We start from the raw sequence: 17,840 nt of genomic DNA, 5'->3' as shown, positions 1-17,840 counted from the left end.
CGGTGACCCAGGTACTTTTGCACACCAGTCACGCGTCGGTGGAAAACGTGCTCCGCGCCACCTCCGTGCCGTCGCCCCAGTCCAGTACCTCGAAGTCGCCGAAGACATTCGGCGCGGCCGCCTGCAGTTGCCTCAGGCACTCGACCGCGACGCGGCGAATCTCCACGTCGGCGTGCTCGGTGGCCCGCATCGAGACGAAGTGCCGCCACGCCCGGTAGTTACCGGTGACCACCACGCGGGTCTCCGTAGCGTTGGGCAGGACGGCCCTCGCGGCCTGCCTCGCCTGCTTGTTGCGCAGCGGCACGCTGGAGGTGTCCGCCAGTTTCGTTTCGAGGGCCTGGAGGAGTTCGCCGTACGCCGCCCGGCTCGCGTCGGTAGCCTTCGCGAACAGTTCCTCGAGTTCGGGGTCGCCCGCGATCGCGGGCGGAACGACGACATTGCCGTCGTTCTCGCGCACGAAGCGCTGCGACAGCTGCGAGTAGGAGAAGTGGCGGTGCCGGATCAACTCGTGGGTGCAGGACCGTGAGATGCCGGTGATGTAGAAGCTGACGGTCCCGTGTTCGAGGACCGACTCGTGCCCGACCTCGAGCAGATGGCGCAGATATCCGGCGTTGGTCGCGGTGCGGGGGTTGGGTTTGGACCAGCTCTGATAGCACGCCCGGCCCGCGAACTCCGCCAGCGCTTCGCCGCCGTCGGCGTCGGTCTCCCACGGAATGTCCGCCGGCGGAAAGAACTCCGTCTTCGCGACGAGTTGCACCCTGAGCGGCACGGTCTGCGGCACTGCGCTGTTCCTCCTACCGAACTCCCTGGTCGGGAGTCCCTCCTGAATGCATCGACCCTAGTCGCAGCGTTGATCGGGGTCTCGGTGTGCCCCGTCCCGGCAGCGGCCCGGTTCCCGTGTGTTCACCCGCGCGTGTCAGTCTCGTCTCGCCCACACTTTCCGTGGTGCCGCAGATTCGCGAGGGAGACTTCCTGTGCAGTACCGGACTGGCCGCGCGCGCCGCGCCGTCGTGATCGCAGTTCTCGGGACAGCAGTTCTCGGGGCCGCTCCCCCGGCATTCGCCGGACCGCCCGCGACGGGCCCGTCGGTTGCCGAGAGTCCGGCGCAGCCCGCGGCCGTGCAGCGCTCGCTAGGGCTCGAGGGTGCCCGAAATGCTCGTGACCTCGGCGGATACCCGACGGCCGACGGTGCCGTCGTCCGTTCCGGTCTGGTGTTCCGCACGGACGCGCTGGACAGGCTGACCCCGCGCGACCTCGCGCAACTCGAATCCTCGAACGTGACGGTCGTCGACGACCTCCGCACGACGTACGAGCGGGCGCTCGCGCCGGACCGGCTTCCGGCCGGAGCAGCCGGGAACTGGTACGACGTGCTCGGGCAGTCACCGATCACCACTCTGGTCGACATGCCCGCCGCCTATCGCGCCTTCGTGACGGGCCCAGGCGCGAACGAGGCGTTCTCGGCGGTTCTGCACGACATCGCGGCGTCCGACGGCGCCGTGCTCTACCACTGCAGCGCCGGTAAGGACCGCACCGGGTGGGCGACGGCCGTGCTGCTCACCATCCTGGGGGTCCCGCGCGACACGGTGACGGCGGACTATCTGCTCAGCAACACCTACCGCGGCGCCGACCCGGAACATCCCGGACTGGACGGCGTCGACCCGGCGTGGCTCGACATCGCGTTCGACACGGCCGTCGCCACCTACGGCAGCTTCGACGCCTATGTGTCGGAGGGGCTGAAGTTGTCCGAGGGCGACATCAGCCAGCTGAAGACGAGACTCCTTGACTGACGCCATCGATGACGCCATGCTGGCGTCATGGACCTCGGCATCTACGTCTCCCGGCTGCGAGACGACCTGAACGCAGCAGCCGCACTCGGCGACGAGCAGACGCGGGCGACGGCAGCGGCGCTCGCCGCCGCGGTCGAACCCGCCGCCCGGCTGCTCCTACTCTCGGCGCTCACCGATTTTGCAGGTGAGGTGTCGTCCGAACTCGGCAATCGCACCGTCGGTGTGCGACTCGACGGCAGCGAGGTGGCGGTCGACGTGCATCGCACCCCCACCGCACCCGGATCGGAGGGGGAAGGGACCACGACGGCCGAGGACCTCGGTGCCGCCTTCGATGACGTCACCGGTGACATCAGCCGCGTCACTCTGCGTCTGATGGATCAGATCAAGTCGAAGGCCGAGGAAGCCGCCTCCCAGAACGGGGTGTCGCTCAATTCCTGGGTGTCGCAGGCGGTCCAGGGCGCACTCAAGGACCAGATGCGCCGCAACGGGAGAGACAATTTCTGAGCACCGGCGCACTCACTCCACGCCCCGGTCGGCGGCGGTGATGTAATTACGTCGCATCAGCCACACGGTGAGAGTCGCCACGGGCTCGAAGGAGCGAAGAACATGGCCGTTTCCGGCGTCAAGGAATTCGAGATCAAGGCCGATCCGGCCACGGTGATGGCCGCGATCGCTGCGGTGGATCGCCTGCCCGAGTGGTCCTCGGCCCATAAGTCGGTCACCATCGAGAGCACACACGACGACGGCCGCCCCCATCGAGTCCGGATGAGCGTCTCCATCCTCGGGATCAGCGACGAGCAGGTCGTCGACTACACGTTCGAGGGCGACGACACCGTGTCGTGGCACCTCGTCGAGAGCGGCCAGCAGAACGCCCAGGACGGCTCGTACGTCCTCACCGAGTCCGGCGCAGGCACCAAGGTCACGTTCGAGTTGACGGTCGACCCGAAGATTCCGCTGCCCGGGTTCCTCGTGAAGAAGGCGCAGAAGACGGCACTCGAGACGGCGAGCAAGGGCCTGACGAAGTTCGTCGAGAGCCTGTAGTTCCTCACTCTCCTCGCGGCCGCGCCGCCGCGGCCGCGAGGAGGGCACCGAGGTTGCCGCGATCGTCCACCCGGATGTCGTTCAGACCCAACCACGTTGCCATTCTTCGCAGTTCCGGGAGCAGCGCCTCCACCACACGCCCCGTATTCCGGTCGGGTTCCACGAACGCGGATCGCACCTCGAGCGTTCCCGACGCGCGGTCGGCCTTGAGATCGACCCTCGCGACCAGTTCACCGTTCAGCAGGAACGGAAAGACGTAGTACCCGTGGACACGTTTGTGCGCGGGGGTGTAGATCTCGAGGCGGTACCGGAAGTCGAATACCCGCTCGGTCCGGGGACGGCAGAAAACCAGCGGATCGAACGGGCACAACAGCGCCGCCCCCTCCACCTTCCGGGGAGCCCGGACGTCGCGGTGGACGAATGCCGGCGCATCCCAGCCGCGGACCCCCACCCGTTCGAGCACCCCGTCCTCGACGAGTTCCTCGATGGCCGAGACGGTCTGCGCCGGGGACAGTCGGTAGTAGTCACGCAGATCGGGTTCGGTGGCCACACCGAGGGCCCTCGCGGACCGCCGGACGAGGCCACGGACGGCGTCCTCCTCCGAGACTTCCTCGGCGAGTATCGCTTTCGGCAGCACACGTTCGCTCAGGTCGTAATGACGGGTGAATGCGACCCGTTTGTCCACCGCGAGCGCGCCGGACGCGAACAGTTGCTCGCACACCACTTTGGTGTCGCTGCGATCCCACCACGGCCCCTTGCGGTCCGGCCGGTCGACTTCGAGGTGTTTCTCCACGTCGCTCGCGCTGCACGCACCGACGGCGCCGATCACGTCGAGCACGTCGGCGGCGAGCGTGGGATTGCGATCGAGTACGCGGGATTCGCCGGACCAGCGACCGTGCCGGTACCGGTGCATCCGCCAGCGCAGCAGCGGCCAGTCCTCGACGGGGATGAACGCCGCCTCGTGCGCCCAGTACTCCGCCAGCATCCGGGGTGCGCGGGCGGAATGCGACCACGCCGCCGAATCGACGAGCCCGCGGTCGTAGACGCCGAGACGGCTGAACAAAGGGACGTAATGGGCGCGCACGGCCACCGACACCGAGTCGATCTGGAACAGCCGCACCCGGTCGAGAACCGAACGGACGTGCCGGCGCGTCGGCGCCCCGGCCGGTTTCCGGTCGGCGAACCCCTGCGCCCAGAGCGCCGATCTCCGGGCCGCGGCTGCGGTCATCTCACGCATGCCCGCAGCCTGCCATCAACCACCGACACGTTCCGCCGCGACGTCAGACGTCCTCGGCCAGCGTCACCGCGACCGTCGCACCGAGTTCGTAGCACCGCTCCCGTGCGCTCGCGTCGAGCGATCCGGTCAGTTCCAGGATCTCGGCCACCTGGGTGAGCGCCAGCCCGGTCACGATCTTCTGCACCGATTTGACGGCCCCGGCGGTGTCGTTGTTGCCGTGCACCCAGAGCCCGTAGGGACGGCCGGCGACCGCGTCGAGGCACGGGTAGTAGACGGTGTCGAAGAAGTGCTTCAGCGCACCCGACATGTAGCCGAAGTTGGCGGACGTCCCGAACAGGAACCCGTCGGCTGCCAGGACGTCGGGCACGGTCGCTCCGAGAGCGGGAATCGACTTCACGTCGACCCCGTCGATATCGGGGTCCCGCGCGCCTTTCAGCACGGCTTCGAGGCACTCACGGGTCACCGGCGACGGCGTGTGGTGGACGACGAGTAGTGACTTCACAGTCGTCAGCGTACGACCGGTCCCGTTTCCTATCGGCCGGGCTCGCCTTCCCGTTCGACGCGTTCGAGTTCCACGGCCCGTTTCATCGTCTCCCGGGCCCTGCCGCGGTCGCCGGCGTAGTCGTAGGCGCGGGCGAGACGGTACGAGTTCCGCCAGTTGTCCGGGTCTGCTTCCCATTCGGATTTGACCTGCTGGAACAGTGCGTCCGCGGCGTCCCGGTCGATGCGGCCCGAGGGGCGCTTCGGCAGATCGCTGACGTCCAGTTCGAGCCCCTCGTCGGCGATGCGGCGGGACAGATGCTGATGCTGGAATCCGGCACGCAGCGTGGCGTAGACGATCCAGGCGCCCAGGAACGGCAGGATCAGGACGCCGGCACCCAGGCCGATCGCGGCTGCTCCGCCGTCCTGGATCAACTGGATCCCGCGTTGGCCGAGAAGGACGAAGTAGAACGCCAGCGCCGCGACCAGCAGTCCGATCGTGACAACGGTCTTGGCCGAGCCGTCCTTCACAGGTCGAGAAGGGGGTCGATACCGACGGTCAGGCCGGGACGGGAGCCGATCTCCCGCACCCCGAGCAGGACGCCGGGGGCGAAGGAATTGCGGTCGATCGAATCGTGCCGGATGGTCAGCGTCTCGCCCTGCGTGCCGAGGATGACCTCCTGGTGGGCGACGAGACCTGCCAGCCGCACGGAATGCACCCGCACGCCGTCCACGTCGGCGCCGCGCGCACCGTCCAGTTCGGTGGTCGTGGCGTCGGGGCTCGGTCCGACGCCCGCCTTACGGCGTGCCTCCGAGATGAGTGCGGCGGTCCGGTAGGCGGTGCCGGACGGCGCGTCCGCCTTGTTGGGGTGGTGCAACTCGATGACCTCGACGGAATCGAAGAATCGTGCCGCCGCCTCGGCGAAGCGCATGGAGAGAACGGCACCGATCGCGAAGTTCGGGGCGATCAGGACACCGACCTCGGGCCGCTCCGACACCCACGACCGCACCGTGTCGAGCCGCGCGTCGTCGAATCCCGTCGTGCCCACGACCGCGTGAATACCGTTGGACACGAGGAACTTCAGGTTGTCCATCACGACGTCGGGGTGGGTGAAGTCGACGACGACCTGCGTGCCGGCCTCGACGAACGTCTCCAGCCGGTCGCCGTGATCGACCTCCGCGACGAGTTCGAGATCCGGTGCCTGCTCCACCGCCTCGCAGATCGCTCGGCCGACCTTGCCCTTGGCCCCGAGAACCCCGACCCTGATGGGTGCTGCTGCGCTCACTTCTCCACGCTCCGTCCAGTCACAACGATTCGCCCGAAAGCCTACGCAATCGCCGGGTGCCGACCGGTGCGCAGGGGCGGGGCGGGAGACCTGCGTCTCGTTGTCAGACGCGCCCGGCCTCGTACTCGGGGTGCCAGTGCGGTGATCGGCCGAGCAGCGACAGCACCGTGTCGAAATCGGCGGAGTGGGGGTCGGTCGGCAGGCCGGGCGCGAACGCGGCCCCCTCTCGCATCCGGTCCGCACCGTCCGGGACGAGTCGTGCGATCGGGAGAACCGCGGCCACCATGTCGGATTCGGGCGTGAAGTCGAGCCCGAGTGACCGGGCGACGTCCCACGAATGGACGACGTAGTCGAGGAAGTGGAATCCGACGGCCATGGGTGCGGGGAACGGAAACTCGGTGCTGATCTCCGGCAACCAGAACTGCCGCGCCCCTACGCCGTCCCTTGCGAAGGCCTCGATGACGGTGTCGGCCGCCGAGCGGTACGCGGCAACGGGATCCGCCGACGCGTGGGGCCGCCAGTTCGACGGGTCGGGACCTCCGCCCGCGGCCGCTGCAGCGAATCCCCGGTGCTGCACGGTCATGTGGCCCAGCAGTTCCCCGAGAGTCCACTGCGCACACGGTGTCGCGCGCTGCAGATCGTCGCGCGTCACCTGCGACACGAACTCCACACTCGATTGCACGGCGCGGATATCCCAGCGCCGGACCTCGTCCACATCCATCGTCGACACCTCGCCACTCGAATCGAATTGATACGCGTTCGCTTATCATCTACCTCAGTAGATGATCGGTCAAGGTGTATTTTCTGCGATATGCCCAGCCGCGACCCGACGCACGGACAGCACGAACGCACCCGCCCCGACCTCGCGGCGATGACGACCGCCCTGAACCGCTCGCTGGTGGCGGCGGAACTCCCCGTGCTCGCGGAGCACGGGCTGACCATGTGGGGATACGTCGTGCTCCTGGCACTCGACGAGCACCCGCTGCGCACCCAGGCCGCGCTCGCGGAGGCGATCGGCGCCGACAAGACGCGGATCATCGGCGTGCTCGACGACCTGCAGGACCGTGGCCTGATCGACCGTCAGCGCGATCCCGCGGACCGCCGGGCCCGCCTGCTGTCGCTCACCGCGGACGGGCACGACGTGCGCGACTCGGCGCAGGCGGCGATCCGGCGGGGCGAGGAGCGGCTCTTGGCCAGGTTGCCGGAGCGCGAGCGCGCGGGTTTCGTGTCCGCCCTGATCGCGCTGTCGGCACTGCCGGTCGAAGACGTCACCGGGCGCCCGGGCGACTCCACCTGACGGAATTCGCGCCGGCGCCCTTCAGCCCTGCAGCAGCGCGTCCACGGCCTTGCCGATCCGGCGCTGCCGCGTCTCGTCCGTCTTGGCCCCCTCGATCGACAGCACGTGCCGCCGCCGGTTGCTGTACGACAGTGCGTCGAACGCCTTTCGCGCGTCCGGCTGCCGGTCGAGCGCCTCGGCGAAGTCGGGCGGAACCGTGACGTCCCTGGGTTCGGTGTCGAGCTCGACGTCGACGTCCACCTCGTCGCCTGCCGCGACCCCCGCACCTGCCCGGTTCTCGGCGCTGAGCGGAATCATGAACACGCCACCCATCGGCGCGACCGTGGTGCGGTAGGTGTGACCGCCGATCGTGACCCGGACCGCGGGGCGCTTACCCGGCCCCAGGTCCGCGACGACGTTCTCGGGTATCCGGAAACCGGTCGCGGTCTTGCCGCCGAGCTCGATGGTGGTGCGAAACCTCATGGGCAGAATTCTGCCCGCGACCGGCCCGCCGGGTCAGTCGAACACGATGATCTGCCGGATCGCCTTTCCGTCGGCGAGTTCGTCCATGCCGCGGTTGATGTCGTCGAGGGTGATGCGGGAGGAGATGAGTTTCTCCACGGGAAGCTTCCCGGCGCGCCAGAGGTCCTCGTAGATCGGGATGTCCCGGGACGGCACCGCCGACCCGAGGTAGCTGCCGATGATCGTGCGGGCCTCGGCCACCAGGGTGAGCGGGGAGATCGACGACCGCGCGTCGGGCGACGGCAAGCCGACGGTGATCGTCTTGCCACCGGGAGCGGTTGCGCGAACAGCCGATTCGAATGCGCGCGCGTTCCCCGCGGCCTCGATGACGATGGGCGCCCGGATACCGGCTTCCTCGAGCTCCGCGGGGGTGTAGGCGGCCGTCGCGCCGAGTTCGCGTGCGGTCTGCAGCTTCTCGGGGACGGCGTCGACGCCGATCACCTCGCCGGCGCCCCGGGAGACCGCCGTCAGGATCGCGGCCATCCCCACTCCACCGAGCCCGACGACCATCACGGCCTGGCCGGGTTGCGGATCGCCCGCGTTGAGGACGGCACCGCCGCCGGTGAGGACGGCGCATCCGAGCACGGCCGCCACATCGGCGGGGACGTCGTCGCCGACGGGAACGACCGAGCGGCGGTTGACGACCGCGTGCGTCGCGAATCCGGACACCCCGAGGTGGTGGTGCACGGGGTCGCCGCCGCGGTGCAGTCGCGCTCCCCCGTCGAGCAGGGTTCCGTCGTTGTTCGCACTGGTCCCCGGCACGCACGGCATGCGGCCGTCGGTGGCGCAGCCCTCACACTCACCGCAGCGGGGAAGGAACGTCATGACCACACGCTGTCCGACCGTGACGTCGTCGACCCCGGCTCCGAGCTGGGTGATCCGCCCCGCGGCCTCGTGCCCGAGCAGCATCGGGACCGGGCGCACCCGGTTGCCGTCGACGACGGACAGGTCGGAATGGCACAGACCCGCCGCTTCGATCCGGACGAGGATCTCGCCCTCGCCGGGCGCGTCGAGGTCGAGTTCGGAGATCGAGATCGGTGCCGACTCGGCGAACGGGCGCGTTCTCCCGATCTCCTCGAGTACCGCTCCACGGATCTTCATCTCGGGCTTCTCCTCTTGTTGTCGGCGAATCCTCGTTACCGGACGATGCCGCGCACCGAGGCCGGCAGGTCACGCTTGCGACGATACGGTCCGACGACGGCGGCGCCGAACGGACGCTGCAGCAGGACTCGCGCGACGTCGCGCACCTCGTCGGTGGTGACCGCGTCGATCTTGCTCAGGGTTTCGGTGATGCTGCGGTGATTGCCGTAGTTGAGCTCACTGCGACCGATGCGGTGCATTCGGGAACCCGAATCCTCCAGTCCCAGAACCAGTCCGCCCCGCAGCGATCCCTTGGCGCGGGCGCACTCGGCGTCGGTGATGCCTTCGGCGGCCACGTTCGACAGCACCTCCCGGATCACCGTAGTGACCTCGCCGAGGTTCTCGGGCTGGCACCCGGCGTAGATCGAGAACGCACCCGTGTCGGAGAACGTGTCGATGCCCGAGTACACGGAATACGCGAGGCCCCGGATCTCCCGCACTTCCTGGAAGAGCCGGGAACTGAGTCCGCCACCGACCGCGGCGTTGAGCACCGACAGCGCCCAGCGGTGCGACTCGTGCCGCCCGAACGCGCGCACCCCGAGGGAGAGGTGGACCTGTTCGCTGTCCCTGTTGGTCAGGCTGAGCGTCGGCTCCGTCCGCAGGCGCAGGGTGCCTGCGCGTCGGGGGGCGGGTTCGGACGCCGCTTCGAGGTGCCCGGCGAACGCGCGCCGGACCAGCTCGACCGTCGGTTCGTGCTCCACGTTGCCGGCGACGGCCACCACCATGCGCGGCGGCGTGTAGCGCCGCACGTGGAACGAGTGGAGTTGGGTGCGGGTCATCGATTCGATGGATTCGACGCTGCCGATGACGGGCCTGCCGACGGGATGGTCGCCGTAGAGCGCGGTCAGGAACGCGTCGCCGAGGAGGTCTTCCGGGTCGTCGTCGCGCATCGAGATCTCTTCGAGCACCACCTGGCGTTCCACGTCGACGTCGGCGGACCGGCAACGGCCACGCAGGACGACGTCACTGACGAGGTCGATGGCGAGGGGCAGGTCGTCGTCGAGCACGTGCGCGTAGAAACAGGTGTGTTCCTTGGACGTGAACGCGTTGAGCTCGCCGCCGACGCCGTCCATCACCTGCGCGATGTCGAGGGCGCTGCGCGACGGCGTGGCCTTGAACAGGAGATGCTCGAGGAAGTGCGCGGCCCCGGCGACGGTGGGTTGCTCGTCGCGTGATCCGACACCCACCCAGACGCCCACGGACGCGGATCGGACACCGGGGACGTATTCGGTGACCACCCGGAGCCCGCCGGGGAGCACGGTGCGCCGGACGCCGGCATCCGGCTCGTGGAGGGTCGGCGCTTGGGTCAGTGCGGCAGTGCGGCTGCGATCGATCTTGGCCATGTAGTGGTTCAGCAGTCCTCGAAAGCTGGGCGTCGTCGAACGGCAAACTTTACACGCGGCACCCGGCCGTCGTTCACGAGCGTCGACGATGTGGTTGCGAGCCCGATCAGCTCGCTGTTCCCGAGGACGGCCACAGCGCGAACGACACGATCCTCGGCATTGTGTCCCGGGTTGCGACGAACCACGTGAACCACTCAACCAGTGCCGTGGCGAGAACAGTCGGACGCCGGAGTCAGCGTCCGGGTCGGCGTGGGGCGTCGCCGGACCGGAGGTCGGTCGCCGTCAGCACCGCGATGCGCTCGGTGCGCTGTCCCGGCCGGATCATCTCCCGCGCCTCCAGCATCCTCGTGCGGGACGAGAGGGCGGGACCGAACGGCACGTCCTCCGACGCGACCACGTCCACCCGCAGTCCCCGCTCCTCCAGCATCGCCCGTGTCTTGTCCACCCCGTTGAGCGTCGACTGGACGAGGAGCAGGGTGCCGCCGGGAGCGAGAAGGTCGGGGGTTTCGCTGCAGATCCGATCGAGCACGGCGCGCCCGTCGACGCCCGCATCCCAGGCCCGCGCGAGTACCCGGCCCGGTCTGTCGTCGTTCGTCGCAGGCGCGTAGGGCGGGTTGGCCACGACCACGTCGAAGCGAAGAGTCCGGACGGAGTCCACCAGGTCGCCTCGCACGACGCGGATCGTCCGGCGGTTCAGTTTGGCGTTGAGCCAGGTACTGATCGCGGCCCGGCGCGACACGTCCACCGCAGTCACCCACCCCGCCCCCGCGGCACACGCCTCGACGCTCAACACCCCTGTGCCACAGCAGAGATCGAGCACTCGGGTGCCCGGTCCGAGATGTCGGGCCGCCAGCACCTCGGCGAGCAGCCAGGTGTCACGCTGGGGGCGATACACCCCGGGCAGACGAACGAGCATGATCGGCTCCCTCCCTCGCCGTTCCCTACAAGCGTGGCCAGTACCTCGAGTTACACGCAACTCGACACGGGCCAATTCACCCGGTGTTCACGTCCGGCCCCTCCCCGAGCCGCATCTGCGCTGTCTGCAGGGGGCGAAACCGGGTATTCCTTTGCCGTGCCGCATTCCTTCTCAGCTGATTCCGACGCGCCGGTGGACGTCGCGTGGGCCCTCGTCGCTCGGCCCTCGCGCTGGCCCGAGTGGGCGCCGCACGTGCGCGGCGCGTGGGGTCTCGGGTCCCCCGAGGTTCAAGCCGGGAGGCGTGGAGCGGCGCGACTGCTCTGGATCGTGCCTGTTCCCGCATCGATCTCGGCCACGACACCGGGCCGTTCCTGGACCTGGCGGGTGGGACCGATGACGCTCGATCACGCCGTCGAGGCCCGCGGTGCCGGCTCGCGGATCACGATGACGATGTCCGCTCCCGGCCCCCTCGACTCTCTGCTCGGAGTCACCTACGGCCCGGTGGTGCGGACTCTCGTCCGTCGACTCGCTCGCGTCGCGGGCGAACGCTAGCTGACGGCCATCGGCGGCGCGTCGTCCGGAGCGAGTTGAGCGCCGATCTTCCGGAACAGCCTGTCGGCCTCGTTCTTGTAGGCCCCCGTGTCGTCGAAGGCGGCCTCCTCGTAGGTGACGGCGACGGCGATGGCGATCTTCTGCGAGGGCAGATAGGCCTCCGCCGCCGCGGATCCGCTGAACAGCGGATTCTGCATCAGCCAGTTGCCCACGATCGGCAGTCCGAGCCCGTAGGTGTAGTCCTCCGACTGCGGAAAGCAGGTGGTGCAGCCGGGCAGGGTGGTCGTCTTGCCGCGAAGGTCGGTCGACACCATGGCCTCGTAGGACTCGGGCGTGAGAAGTTCGCCCGTGCCGATGGCAACGGCCGTGTCGTGGAGGTCGTAGATGTTCGTGGTCTGGATGGCTCCGTGGGTGATGGTCCAGGACGGGTTCCAGTATGTGGATTCCTCGTAGAACGGCGCACCGGGCGGGATGTGCAGGGCCTCGCGCCGCTCGGACGAGAACGCGTGCAGGACGGGTTCGGTGATCGCCGCCGTCCCCGGATCCGTGGTGTCGTCGAGGCCGAGCGGACCGAGCACCTTGTCCTGCATCAGTTCCGTCACCGGCTGACCGGTGATCTTCTCGAGAGCCAACCCGAGGATGACGTAGTTGGTGTGGGCGTAGTTCCAGTTGGTCCCGGGTTCGTACAGAAGCGGCTTCGACGTCGCGAACGCCAAGAGTTCCTCAGGCGTCCAGTTGCGGAACGGCGCCGCGTAGAGGGCCTCGGCGAATTCGGTGTTGCCGATGACGTAGTCGACGTAGCCCGAGGTCATCTGGGCGAGCTGACGGAGCGTCACGCGGTCGGCGTGCGGAATGTCGGGCAACCACTTCGACACCGTGTCGTCGAGGCTCACCTTCTTCTCGTCGACGAGCTGGAGCAGCAGCGTGGAGACGTAGGAGATGGCGACGGCTCCGTTGCGGAAGTGCATGTCGGTGGTGGCGGGCACCCCGGTCATCGACTCGCCGAGCGCCTGGGTGACGATCTCCTTGCCGTCGACCGTGACACGCACGATCACCGCCTTCAGGTGGCTCTCCGCCATGGTGTCGCGCACGATCTTCATCACCGCGTCGGCCTGCGCCGGGTCGGCCGACGAGACGGCAGAACCGTTGCTCGCGTCCGAGGAGGAAGAATCGGAGGACGAGGTGTTCGACGTGCACGCGGCCAGGAGAGCGAGGACGCACGTCAACAGGAGAACCCGCCGATTCGGTGTCATACCCGAGCTTGGCAGATGCGGGCGGCCGCTGGGGGTGAAAACCGTGGAGCCGGCCAGGATTCCGGTCAGATTACCGGCCGGCGCAGATAGAGATCGCGGAGCAGCGCCACCTCGGCGCCGTGATGGATGACCTCCCGGTTGATGTGCAACACCAGCGCCGCCATCGGATAATCCGCGAACGGCCCCTCGTTGGGGCCGCACGGCCGGGCGAACCCCTCGACTCCGAGGTTTCGGACACCCGCAGACCAGGCCGCATAGTTCTCGTCGAGTTGCGCGAGCGCCTCAGCCGCGGTGCCGGCGTACTCGAACGTCGGATAGTCGACCGGCGGCCCGCCGAAGTGACTGGCGATCCGCACCCCGAAGACGCCGACGATCACATGCCCGAGCCGCCACGCGATGGTGGTGACCGGTGGCGGGTCCGGTTCGGGGAAGGCGAAGTCGATGGTGAACGCGCCACTTCCGGCCTGGACCGGCGCCTGCGACTCCCCGCGCGGGCGCACACTCCAGCCGTCGGGCGCGGGTTCCCAGAAATACTCCTCGTCGGTCAACCCCTCCAGCCGGGAACGCAACTGATGCTCCCAGTGCCAGCTGAGCTGGTCGGCAAGTTCGTGCGGCCAGTCCATGTCCTGACTCCCCTCTCGTTGTCGCCGATCGGGACAGTGGTTTCGGGACGGCTACCGCACACCGTCCGGGACCCGGACCCCCGGATGATTGGCCCGGAGGTTCATCGCCGCCAGCGCGACCGTCCGCTCGATCCGCCGCTGCCTCGTGTCCGGCTTCTTGGCTGACGCTATCCACTCCAGGATCAGCCGTGTCGAAGACGGCGGAAACTTGTCGAAGTTCGCGCGTGCAGCGTCGTTTCGCCCGAACGCTGCCCGCAGATCGCCGGGGACGACCGAGCTGTCCCCGTTCGCCGTGTTCTCCCAGGTCCCCTTGGCCTTGGCCAGATCGATGGCGGCGTAACCGTGCTCGGTCATCAGTCCCTGCTCGATCATGTCCGCCGCGCGCCGCCGGTTCACCGCGCTCCAGGTGCTGCGCGGGGTGCGCGGCGTGAAGCGCAGTTGAGAACTGCCGGCGTCTCGTCTGCGGTGCAGGCCGTCGATCCACCCGAAGCACAGGGCCTGCTCGATCGCCTCGTGGTATCGCAGGCTCGGCGTTCCGCTGTCCTTGTGGTGGATGATCAGCCAGACCTCCTTCTCGGTCCGGCAGTTCTCCGAAAGCCAGGCACGCCATTGCGCGGTCGTGCGAGCGACGACGGTGTTCACGTCGTGGGTGTCCATCACGCGCCTGCCTGTGCAGCCAGAATGTCCAGGTAGGCTGGTTGAACATGACGCCGAGGATGTTCCCGAACGGGTCGGCCACGGACGCGGTGACGAATCCCGGCCCGTGTTCGACTGGCTTTCCGTGCAGGGCGGCCCCCAGGGACAGCAGCCGCTCGACGCTCGCCTCCAGATCGTCGACGTGCCAGTAGGTCATCGTGTTCTCGGCTTCGCGTGACCGGTCGGGCGTCGCGAAACGGCTGTCGATGATGCCGAGTTCGTGCTGGTAGTCGCCGATCCGGAATTCGATGTAGGCGGGCGCCCCCTCCACCGAGCGCACGAAGTACGGCTCGATTCCGAGCAGTTCGGTGTACCAGGCCTGGGCGGCCGTGAGGTCGTCGGCGTAGAAGTTGACGGTGGTGAGTCCTCGCAACATGGGTGGTTCCTCTCCTCGGTCGGTGACAACACCCATCCTCCGACCCAAAGTGCTCACCAATTGAGCACTTTCCGAGGGAAACTCGAGACATGCGCGCTGACCGACTCGTCGCCACCCTCCTGCTGATGCAGTCCCGAGGTCGGGTGACCGCCGCCGAAGTGGCCGACGAACTCGAGGTGTCCGTCGCCACCGCCCGCCGTGACCTGGAAGCGCTGTCCGCCGCCGGCATCCCGGTGTATCCGCAGTCCGGGCGCGGCGGAGGATGGTCGCTCGTGGGCGGCGCTCGCACCGACCTCAGCGGGTTGTCCGCGACCGAGGCACAGGCGCTGTTCCTGCTGGTCGGCCCGGCGGCCGCCGTCTCGGGCGAGGCCAAGGCCGCGCTGCGCAAACTCGTGCGGGCGCTGCCGCAGACCTTCCGGGCCGACGCCGAGGCCGCCGCCAGCGCCACCATGATCGATCCCACCCGCTGGGGCGAACGCGATCGCCGCAGGCCCGAGATGGTCGACCTGCTGCAGGCCGCCGTGATCCGGCGGCGGAAAGTTCGCCTGACCTACACGAACAGCGCCCGGCAACGGTCCGAGCGACTGGTCGACCCGTGGGGTCTCGTCGACAAAGACGACATCTGGTATCTCCTCGCCGGGACCGAACGGGGCCGGCGGACCTTCCGAGTCGACCGGATCGTCCACGCCGAATCGACCGAGCAGCCCGCCGAGCGCCCCGACGACTTCACACTCGCCGCGGCGTGGGACGAAGTGGTCGGCGAGGTGGAACAGCGTCGCTCGACGACCTGGGCGACCGTGCTCATCGACACCAGATTCGTGCCGATCCTGCGCGATCACTTCGGGCGGCACTGCCACCCGGACGGTGAGGACGACGACGGTCGCGCCCGGATCCGCCTCGCCGCCCCGACCCCATTGGATATCGCCCGGAACCTCGCCGGCTGGGGTTCGACGGTCGAGGTGCTCGAACCGCGATCGGTCCGGGCCGAGCTCGCCCGGATCGGCGAGGAACTCGCCCGCCGGTATCCCGGCGAGCACGGTCGGGGAGCCTGACTGAGCGTCAGTCGGTCAGGTAGCGCTCCACCGTCTCGACCTTCGTTCGCAGCTGATCTCTGCGACCCGGCCGGATATCCGCTTTGAGAACGAGACTGACCCGCGGAAACTGTTCCAGCAGAACGTCCGTCGCACGCTTCACGACGGCCATCACCTCGTCCCACTCACCCTCGACGGTGGTGAACATCGACGTGGTCTCGTTGGACAGCCCGGATTCGCGGACCACCCGCACGGCCGCGGCGACCGCGGCACCGACGCTGTCGGAGTCCCCGCCCATCGGGCTGACGCTGAATGCCACCAGCATGCGCTCTCCTTCTCCGGGCATCGAAACTTCGCGGCGTTCCACAGACACACGTCGGACGGCGCCCCTGATCAAGGGGACGCCGCCCGCGAGCACGAACGTCTGGTTACCAAGCTGCATGGTTGCGCGGGGTGAAATGTGGCCTCGGCGTCGGACATCCCCCCGTCTGACGCAAGCCCGCCGCGCTGAGCCCAGTTAGTGGGCTGTGCTTTTTGCGTGGGTGCCTACAACTCGTGCTGGGTGCCACGACCGAGAGGTGGAATCTTCTCTTCCGGTTCGACCTTGGTCTGCCGTGGATCCGTACCTCAGGTCTACCCCGCATATCCGGATAAGGCAATGAACCCGAGCTCGAGCGCGCCGGCCGATACGCCCAATTCGCCCAATAGCCGAGCCGCAAAGTCACCGACCCGGTCCGCTGTGCACGACAGAACTCACTGCCGAGGCGTACAAAGGAAAGACACCCAGGAGGCTCGGCAGTGGCGCGACAAGCCGCCACCCGCGCGATCTACGTGACAGGAAGAGCGATCTCCTCCAGCCACACGCACAGAGAGGACTTCGCATGGGAGTTCCGTGGGCACCACGGGCACGATCGGATGCGTACTGGGAGCACCAGGTCTCCGCCGAAGCGCGCGGCTGCGACAGTAGCGAAGCAAGAGAATCCGCACCCGCCGACAAGCGCCCGACCCTGGCCGACCACAGCATGACTCACCGCAACCCTGACGCCCCACCTGCAGATAGCAGTGAGTAAGGGGCACTAGGCCGTTCGGGGCAGGGACGACCCGCTAAGCGTGCCGGCGCGCGCCTGCAGCCGCAGCGCCTCGAGATTCTGCTGCATCTGCGGCCGCATGTCCCGGTGCTGCGGCTGCAGGCGTGAGTAGAGCGAGAGCAGCGGGCGGTACGGCAGTACGTCGATCCGATACGCGTGCGTCACCCGGGTCCCGTCGCCGTCCGCTCTGAATGTGTATGACCAGGTGGTCGAGTCGTGGTACAGCGGGTTGCGCCGATCCGACACCGTGTGGAACTCGAACTTCCTCCCCGGATCGGCGGCGGTCACCTCGCAGACCCGGGACCAGCGCATGTGATGTGCGCGGTTGTGCCCCCGGAATCGGGCGCCCACGGTCCCCGGCGACCGTCCCGGTAGCCACGCGCAGCTGCGGCACTCGGGGCTCCGTTCGCTGATGCGGGTGACGTCGGCGACCGCGTCGTACAGCTGCCGGGCCGGGATATCGATCCACAGTTCTGCCGAGCCCTCGGTGCGGACTGGCTGGTGGAGCCGGGGGCTCACGTCGAGGTCGGCGCCCCACCGAGCGGCGCATGCCCGCCGATAGGGTCGCTTGAACGCATGGAGCAGCATGAACCGGGTGGCGGGATCCACTTTGCGAACGGTGACGTCGTAGTCTTCCCGATCGACACCGTCGACGATCCAGTGCGCTTCGATCCCCAGCTCCCGCTTGGTCTTCGAGGCGATGAAGACCTGCTGCTCCACGTCGTCCCACTGACGACAGGTCAGGGTGCGGGCGACGACCGGCATCATCTCGTCCTCTTCGCGCTGCAGGTGCGGCAGCAGAACCTGTTCGAGAGCGGCGAGGGAACGCGAAAGGTCTTCTCGGGCAGCCGGATGCACACGGTACTCGGTTGCCGCAGCGGTGACCCGCTCCATCTCGGGGCCGATTCGCGTGTGGTCGGCGTCCATCGCGTCGAGCAGTGCTCCGGCGGCCGGGTTCAACTCGCGAACCAGCGGCCACAGTCCACGGTCCTCGCCGCTGTGGTGCAGGTGCAGGAAATGCATCATCCACACGAGATGATCGGCGAGGGCGACCCGCTGAGTCTGCGCGGGCGGAGGTGTTGTGCGCAGCACCTGCGCGGCGCGCGCAATATCGCGGCGCAGCGCGCTGTGGACGATGCGCATGATGCGAGTGTCGGCGGGAGGCCGAGTATCGGTTGTCATGACCTACTCCA

The 17,840-nt window shown here is 68.3% G+C and carries 21 protein-coding genes and 1 pseudogene; 6 read left to right on the top strand and 16 right to left on the bottom strand.

The genetic code is table 11. The features are described 5' to 3' along the window. Positions 1-28: 28 nt before the first annotated feature. Entirely contained in the window at positions 29-781 is a 753-nt protein-coding gene (gene thyX, locus CJ177_RS06735) for an FAD-dependent thymidylate synthase (protein ID WP_005240730.1), read from the bottom strand. Between the two features lie 193 nt (positions 782-974). Between thyX and CJ177_RS06730 the strand changes: the two genes are divergently transcribed. The 3 genes from CJ177_RS06730 to CJ177_RS06720 all read left to right on the top strand — a co-directional run bounded on the left by CJ177_RS06730 (position 975) and on the right by CJ177_RS06720 (position 2,828). Beyond that, positions 975-1,787 (top strand): tyrosine-protein phosphatase, encoded by an 813-nt coding sequence (locus CJ177_RS06730; protein ID WP_257014410.1) that lies wholly within the window; start codon positions 975-977, stop codon positions 1,785-1,787. Positions 1,788-1,814: 27 nt separating this feature from the next. Then, a complete protein-coding gene (locus tag CJ177_RS06725) occupies positions 1,815-2,291 on the top strand; it encodes a toxin-antitoxin system HicB family antitoxin (protein WP_005240728.1) in 477 nt (158 codons plus the stop codon). 102 nt (positions 2,292-2,393) lie between these two features. Further along, complete coding sequence (locus CJ177_RS06720; RefSeq protein ID WP_005240727.1) at positions 2,394-2,828, top strand: SRPBCC family protein; 435 nt, start codon at positions 2,394-2,396, stop codon at positions 2,826-2,828. A gap of 4 nt (positions 2,829-2,832) precedes the next feature. Here the strand turns inward: CJ177_RS06720 and CJ177_RS06715 are convergent, their stop codons facing one another. The 5 genes from CJ177_RS06715 to CJ177_RS06695 form a co-directional block, all read right to left on the bottom strand. Further along, positions 2,833-4,065: a winged helix-turn-helix domain-containing protein gene (locus tag CJ177_RS06715; RefSeq protein WP_061701334.1), complete on the bottom strand. Its 1,233-nt coding sequence runs from the start codon at positions 4,063-4,065 to the stop codon at positions 2,833-2,835. A 43-nt stretch (positions 4,066-4,108) separates the two neighbouring features. Further along, a complete protein-coding gene (locus tag CJ177_RS06710) occupies positions 4,109-4,567 on the bottom strand; it encodes a flavodoxin family protein (protein WP_005261169.1) in 459 nt (152 codons plus the stop codon). A gap of 29 nt (positions 4,568-4,596) precedes the next feature. After that, a complete protein-coding gene (locus tag CJ177_RS06705; RefSeq protein ID WP_005240724.1) occupies positions 4,597-5,076 on the bottom strand; it encodes a hypothetical protein in 480 nt (159 codons plus the stop codon). Beyond that, the gene (dapB, locus tag CJ177_RS06700) at positions 5,073-5,831 is read right to left on the bottom strand and encodes a 4-hydroxy-tetrahydrodipicolinate reductase (RefSeq protein ID WP_061701336.1); all 759 of its coding nucleotides are present in this window, start codon (positions 5,829-5,831) and stop codon (positions 5,073-5,075) included. Before dapB ends, CJ177_RS06705 begins: the two co-directional genes overlap by 4 nt. A gap of 103 nt (positions 5,832-5,934) precedes the next feature. Continuing rightward, a complete protein-coding gene (locus tag CJ177_RS06695) occupies positions 5,935-6,552 on the bottom strand; it encodes a TIGR03086 family metal-binding protein (RefSeq protein ID WP_095867683.1) in 618 nt (205 codons plus the stop codon). 90 nt (positions 6,553-6,642) lie between these two features. On the opposite strand from CJ177_RS06695, the gene CJ177_RS06690 reads away from it, so the two are divergent. Further along, a complete protein-coding gene (locus CJ177_RS06690) occupies positions 6,643-7,128 on the top strand; it encodes a MarR family winged helix-turn-helix transcriptional regulator (protein WP_005240721.1) in 486 nt (161 codons plus the stop codon). A 21-nt stretch (positions 7,129-7,149) separates the two neighbouring features. On the opposite strand, the gene CJ177_RS06685 is transcribed toward CJ177_RS06690, so the two are convergent. The 4 genes from CJ177_RS06685 to CJ177_RS06670 form a co-directional block, all read right to left on the bottom strand. Further along, entirely contained in the window at positions 7,150-7,590 is a 441-nt protein-coding gene (locus tag CJ177_RS06685) for a YdeI/OmpD-associated family protein (RefSeq protein WP_005240720.1), read from the bottom strand. A gap of 33 nt (positions 7,591-7,623) precedes the next feature. Beyond that, positions 7,624-8,730 (bottom strand): alcohol dehydrogenase catalytic domain-containing protein, encoded by a 1,107-nt coding sequence (locus tag CJ177_RS06680; RefSeq protein ID WP_005240719.1) that lies wholly within the window; start codon positions 8,728-8,730, stop codon positions 7,624-7,626. 35 nt (positions 8,731-8,765) lie between these two features. Then, positions 8,766-10,112: a pitrilysin family protein gene (locus CJ177_RS06675; protein ID WP_025432381.1), complete on the bottom strand. Its 1,347-nt coding sequence runs from the start codon at positions 10,110-10,112 to the stop codon at positions 8,766-8,768. 232 nt (positions 10,113-10,344) lie between these two features. Further along, complete coding sequence (locus tag CJ177_RS06670) at positions 10,345-11,028, bottom strand: HemK2/MTQ2 family protein methyltransferase (RefSeq protein WP_095867473.1); 684 nt, start codon at positions 11,026-11,028, stop codon at positions 10,345-10,347. A gap of 156 nt (positions 11,029-11,184) precedes the next feature. Here CJ177_RS06670 and CJ177_RS06665 point away from each other — a divergent pair, with 156 nt between their 5' ends. Beyond that, on the top strand, positions 11,185-11,580 hold the full coding sequence (locus CJ177_RS06665) for an SRPBCC family protein (RefSeq protein ID WP_095867472.1): 396 nt from the start codon (positions 11,185-11,187) through the stop codon (positions 11,578-11,580). On the opposite strand, the gene CJ177_RS06660 is transcribed toward CJ177_RS06665, so the two are convergent. The 4 genes and pseudogenes from CJ177_RS06660 to CJ177_RS06645 form a co-directional block, all read right to left on the bottom strand. Continuing rightward, positions 11,577-12,833, bottom strand: coding sequence for a serine hydrolase (locus CJ177_RS06660; protein WP_005240715.1), 1,257 nt, complete (start codon positions 12,831-12,833; stop codon positions 11,577-11,579). The genes CJ177_RS06665 and CJ177_RS06660 overlap by 4 nt on opposite strands. Positions 12,834-12,898: 65 nt before the next feature. Further along, positions 12,899-13,456, bottom strand: coding sequence for a DinB family protein (locus tag CJ177_RS06655; RefSeq protein WP_095867471.1), 558 nt, complete (start codon positions 13,454-13,456; stop codon positions 12,899-12,901). A gap of 51 nt (positions 13,457-13,507) precedes the next feature. Beyond that, complete coding sequence (locus CJ177_RS06650; protein WP_005240713.1) at positions 13,508-14,113, bottom strand: YdeI family protein; 606 nt, start codon at positions 14,111-14,113, stop codon at positions 13,508-13,510. Beyond that, positions 14,113-14,528, bottom strand: a pseudogene (locus CJ177_RS06645) (VOC family protein). The gene CJ177_RS06650 and the pseudogene CJ177_RS06645 overlap by 1 nt, the downstream one beginning before the upstream one ends. Before the next feature lie 89 nt (positions 14,529-14,617). Here CJ177_RS06645 and CJ177_RS06640 point away from each other — a divergent pair. Next, positions 14,618-15,580 (top strand): YafY family protein, encoded by a 963-nt coding sequence (locus tag CJ177_RS06640; protein WP_005240711.1) that lies wholly within the window; start codon positions 14,618-14,620, stop codon positions 15,578-15,580. A gap of 7 nt (positions 15,581-15,587) precedes the next feature. Here CJ177_RS06640 and CJ177_RS06635 read toward each other — a convergent pair whose 3' ends face one another. Continuing rightward, the gene (locus CJ177_RS06635) at positions 15,588-15,884 is read right to left on the bottom strand and encodes an MTH1187 family thiamine-binding protein (RefSeq protein WP_061042968.1); all 297 of its coding nucleotides are present in this window, start codon (positions 15,882-15,884) and stop codon (positions 15,588-15,590) included. Between the two features lie 751 nt (positions 15,885-16,635). Further along, a complete protein-coding gene (locus tag CJ177_RS06625) occupies positions 16,636-17,829 on the bottom strand; it encodes a hemerythrin domain-containing protein (protein ID WP_095867469.1) in 1,194 nt (397 codons plus the stop codon). Between the last annotated feature and the right edge of the window lie 11 nt (positions 17,830-17,840).

The organism is Rhodococcus sp. ACPA1, assembly GCF_002300195.1.
GTDB lineage: Bacteria > Actinomycetota > Actinomycetes > Mycobacteriales > Mycobacteriaceae > Rhodococcus_F > Rhodococcus_F opacus.
This window is presented reverse-complemented; position numbering and strand designations above follow the sequence as displayed.

Bases quoted from the DNA above. Each gene is read 5' to 3' on its own strand.
- CJ177_RS06695 (WP_095867683.1), bottom strand. From the start codon at position 6,552: ATGGATGTGGACGAGGTCCGGCGCTGGGATATCCGCGCCGTGCAATCG.
- CJ177_RS06690 (WP_005240721.1), top strand. From the start codon at position 6,643: ATGCCCAGCCGCGACCCGACGCACGGACAGCACGAACGCACCCGCCCC.
- CJ177_RS06635 (WP_061042968.1), bottom strand. From the start codon at position 15,884: ATGCTGGTGGCATTCAGCGTCAGCCCGATGGGCGGGGACTCCGACAGC.
- CJ177_RS06670 (WP_095867473.1), bottom strand. From the start codon at position 11,028: ATGCTCGTTCGTCTGCCCGGGGTGTATCGCCCCCAGCGTGACACCTGG.
- CJ177_RS06680 (WP_005240719.1), bottom strand. From the start codon at position 8,730: ATGAAGATCCGTGGAGCGGTACTCGAGGAGATCGGGAGAACGCGCCCG.
- CJ177_RS06725 (WP_005240728.1), top strand. From the start codon at position 1,815: ATGGACCTCGGCATCTACGTCTCCCGGCTGCGAGACGACCTGAACGCA.
- CJ177_RS06640 (WP_005240711.1), top strand. From the start codon at position 14,618: ATGCGCGCTGACCGACTCGTCGCCACCCTCCTGCTGATGCAGTCCCGA.
- CJ177_RS06660 (WP_005240715.1), bottom strand. From the start codon at position 12,833: ATGACACCGAATCGGCGGGTTCTCCTGTTGACGTGCGTCCTCGCTCTC.
- CJ177_RS06655 (WP_095867471.1), bottom strand. From the start codon at position 13,456: ATGGACTGGCCGCACGAACTTGCCGACCAGCTCAGCTGGCACTGGGAG.
- CJ177_RS06625 (WP_095867469.1), bottom strand. From the start codon at position 17,829: ATGACAACCGATACTCGGCCTCCCGCCGACACTCGCATCATGCGCATC.
- CJ177_RS06720 (WP_005240727.1), top strand. From the start codon at position 2,394: ATGGCCGTTTCCGGCGTCAAGGAATTCGAGATCAAGGCCGATCCGGCC.
- CJ177_RS06650 (WP_005240713.1), bottom strand. From the start codon at position 14,113: ATGGACACCCACGACGTGAACACCGTCGTCGCTCGCACGACCGCGCAA.
- CJ177_RS06685 (WP_005240720.1), bottom strand. From the start codon at position 7,590: ATGAGGTTTCGCACCACCATCGAGCTCGGCGGCAAGACCGCGACCGGT.
- CJ177_RS06715 (WP_061701334.1), bottom strand. From the start codon at position 4,065: ATGCGTGAGATGACCGCAGCCGCGGCCCGGAGATCGGCGCTCTGGGCG.
- CJ177_RS06675 (WP_025432381.1), bottom strand. From the start codon at position 10,112: ATGGCCAAGATCGATCGCAGCCGCACTGCCGCACTGACCCAAGCGCCG.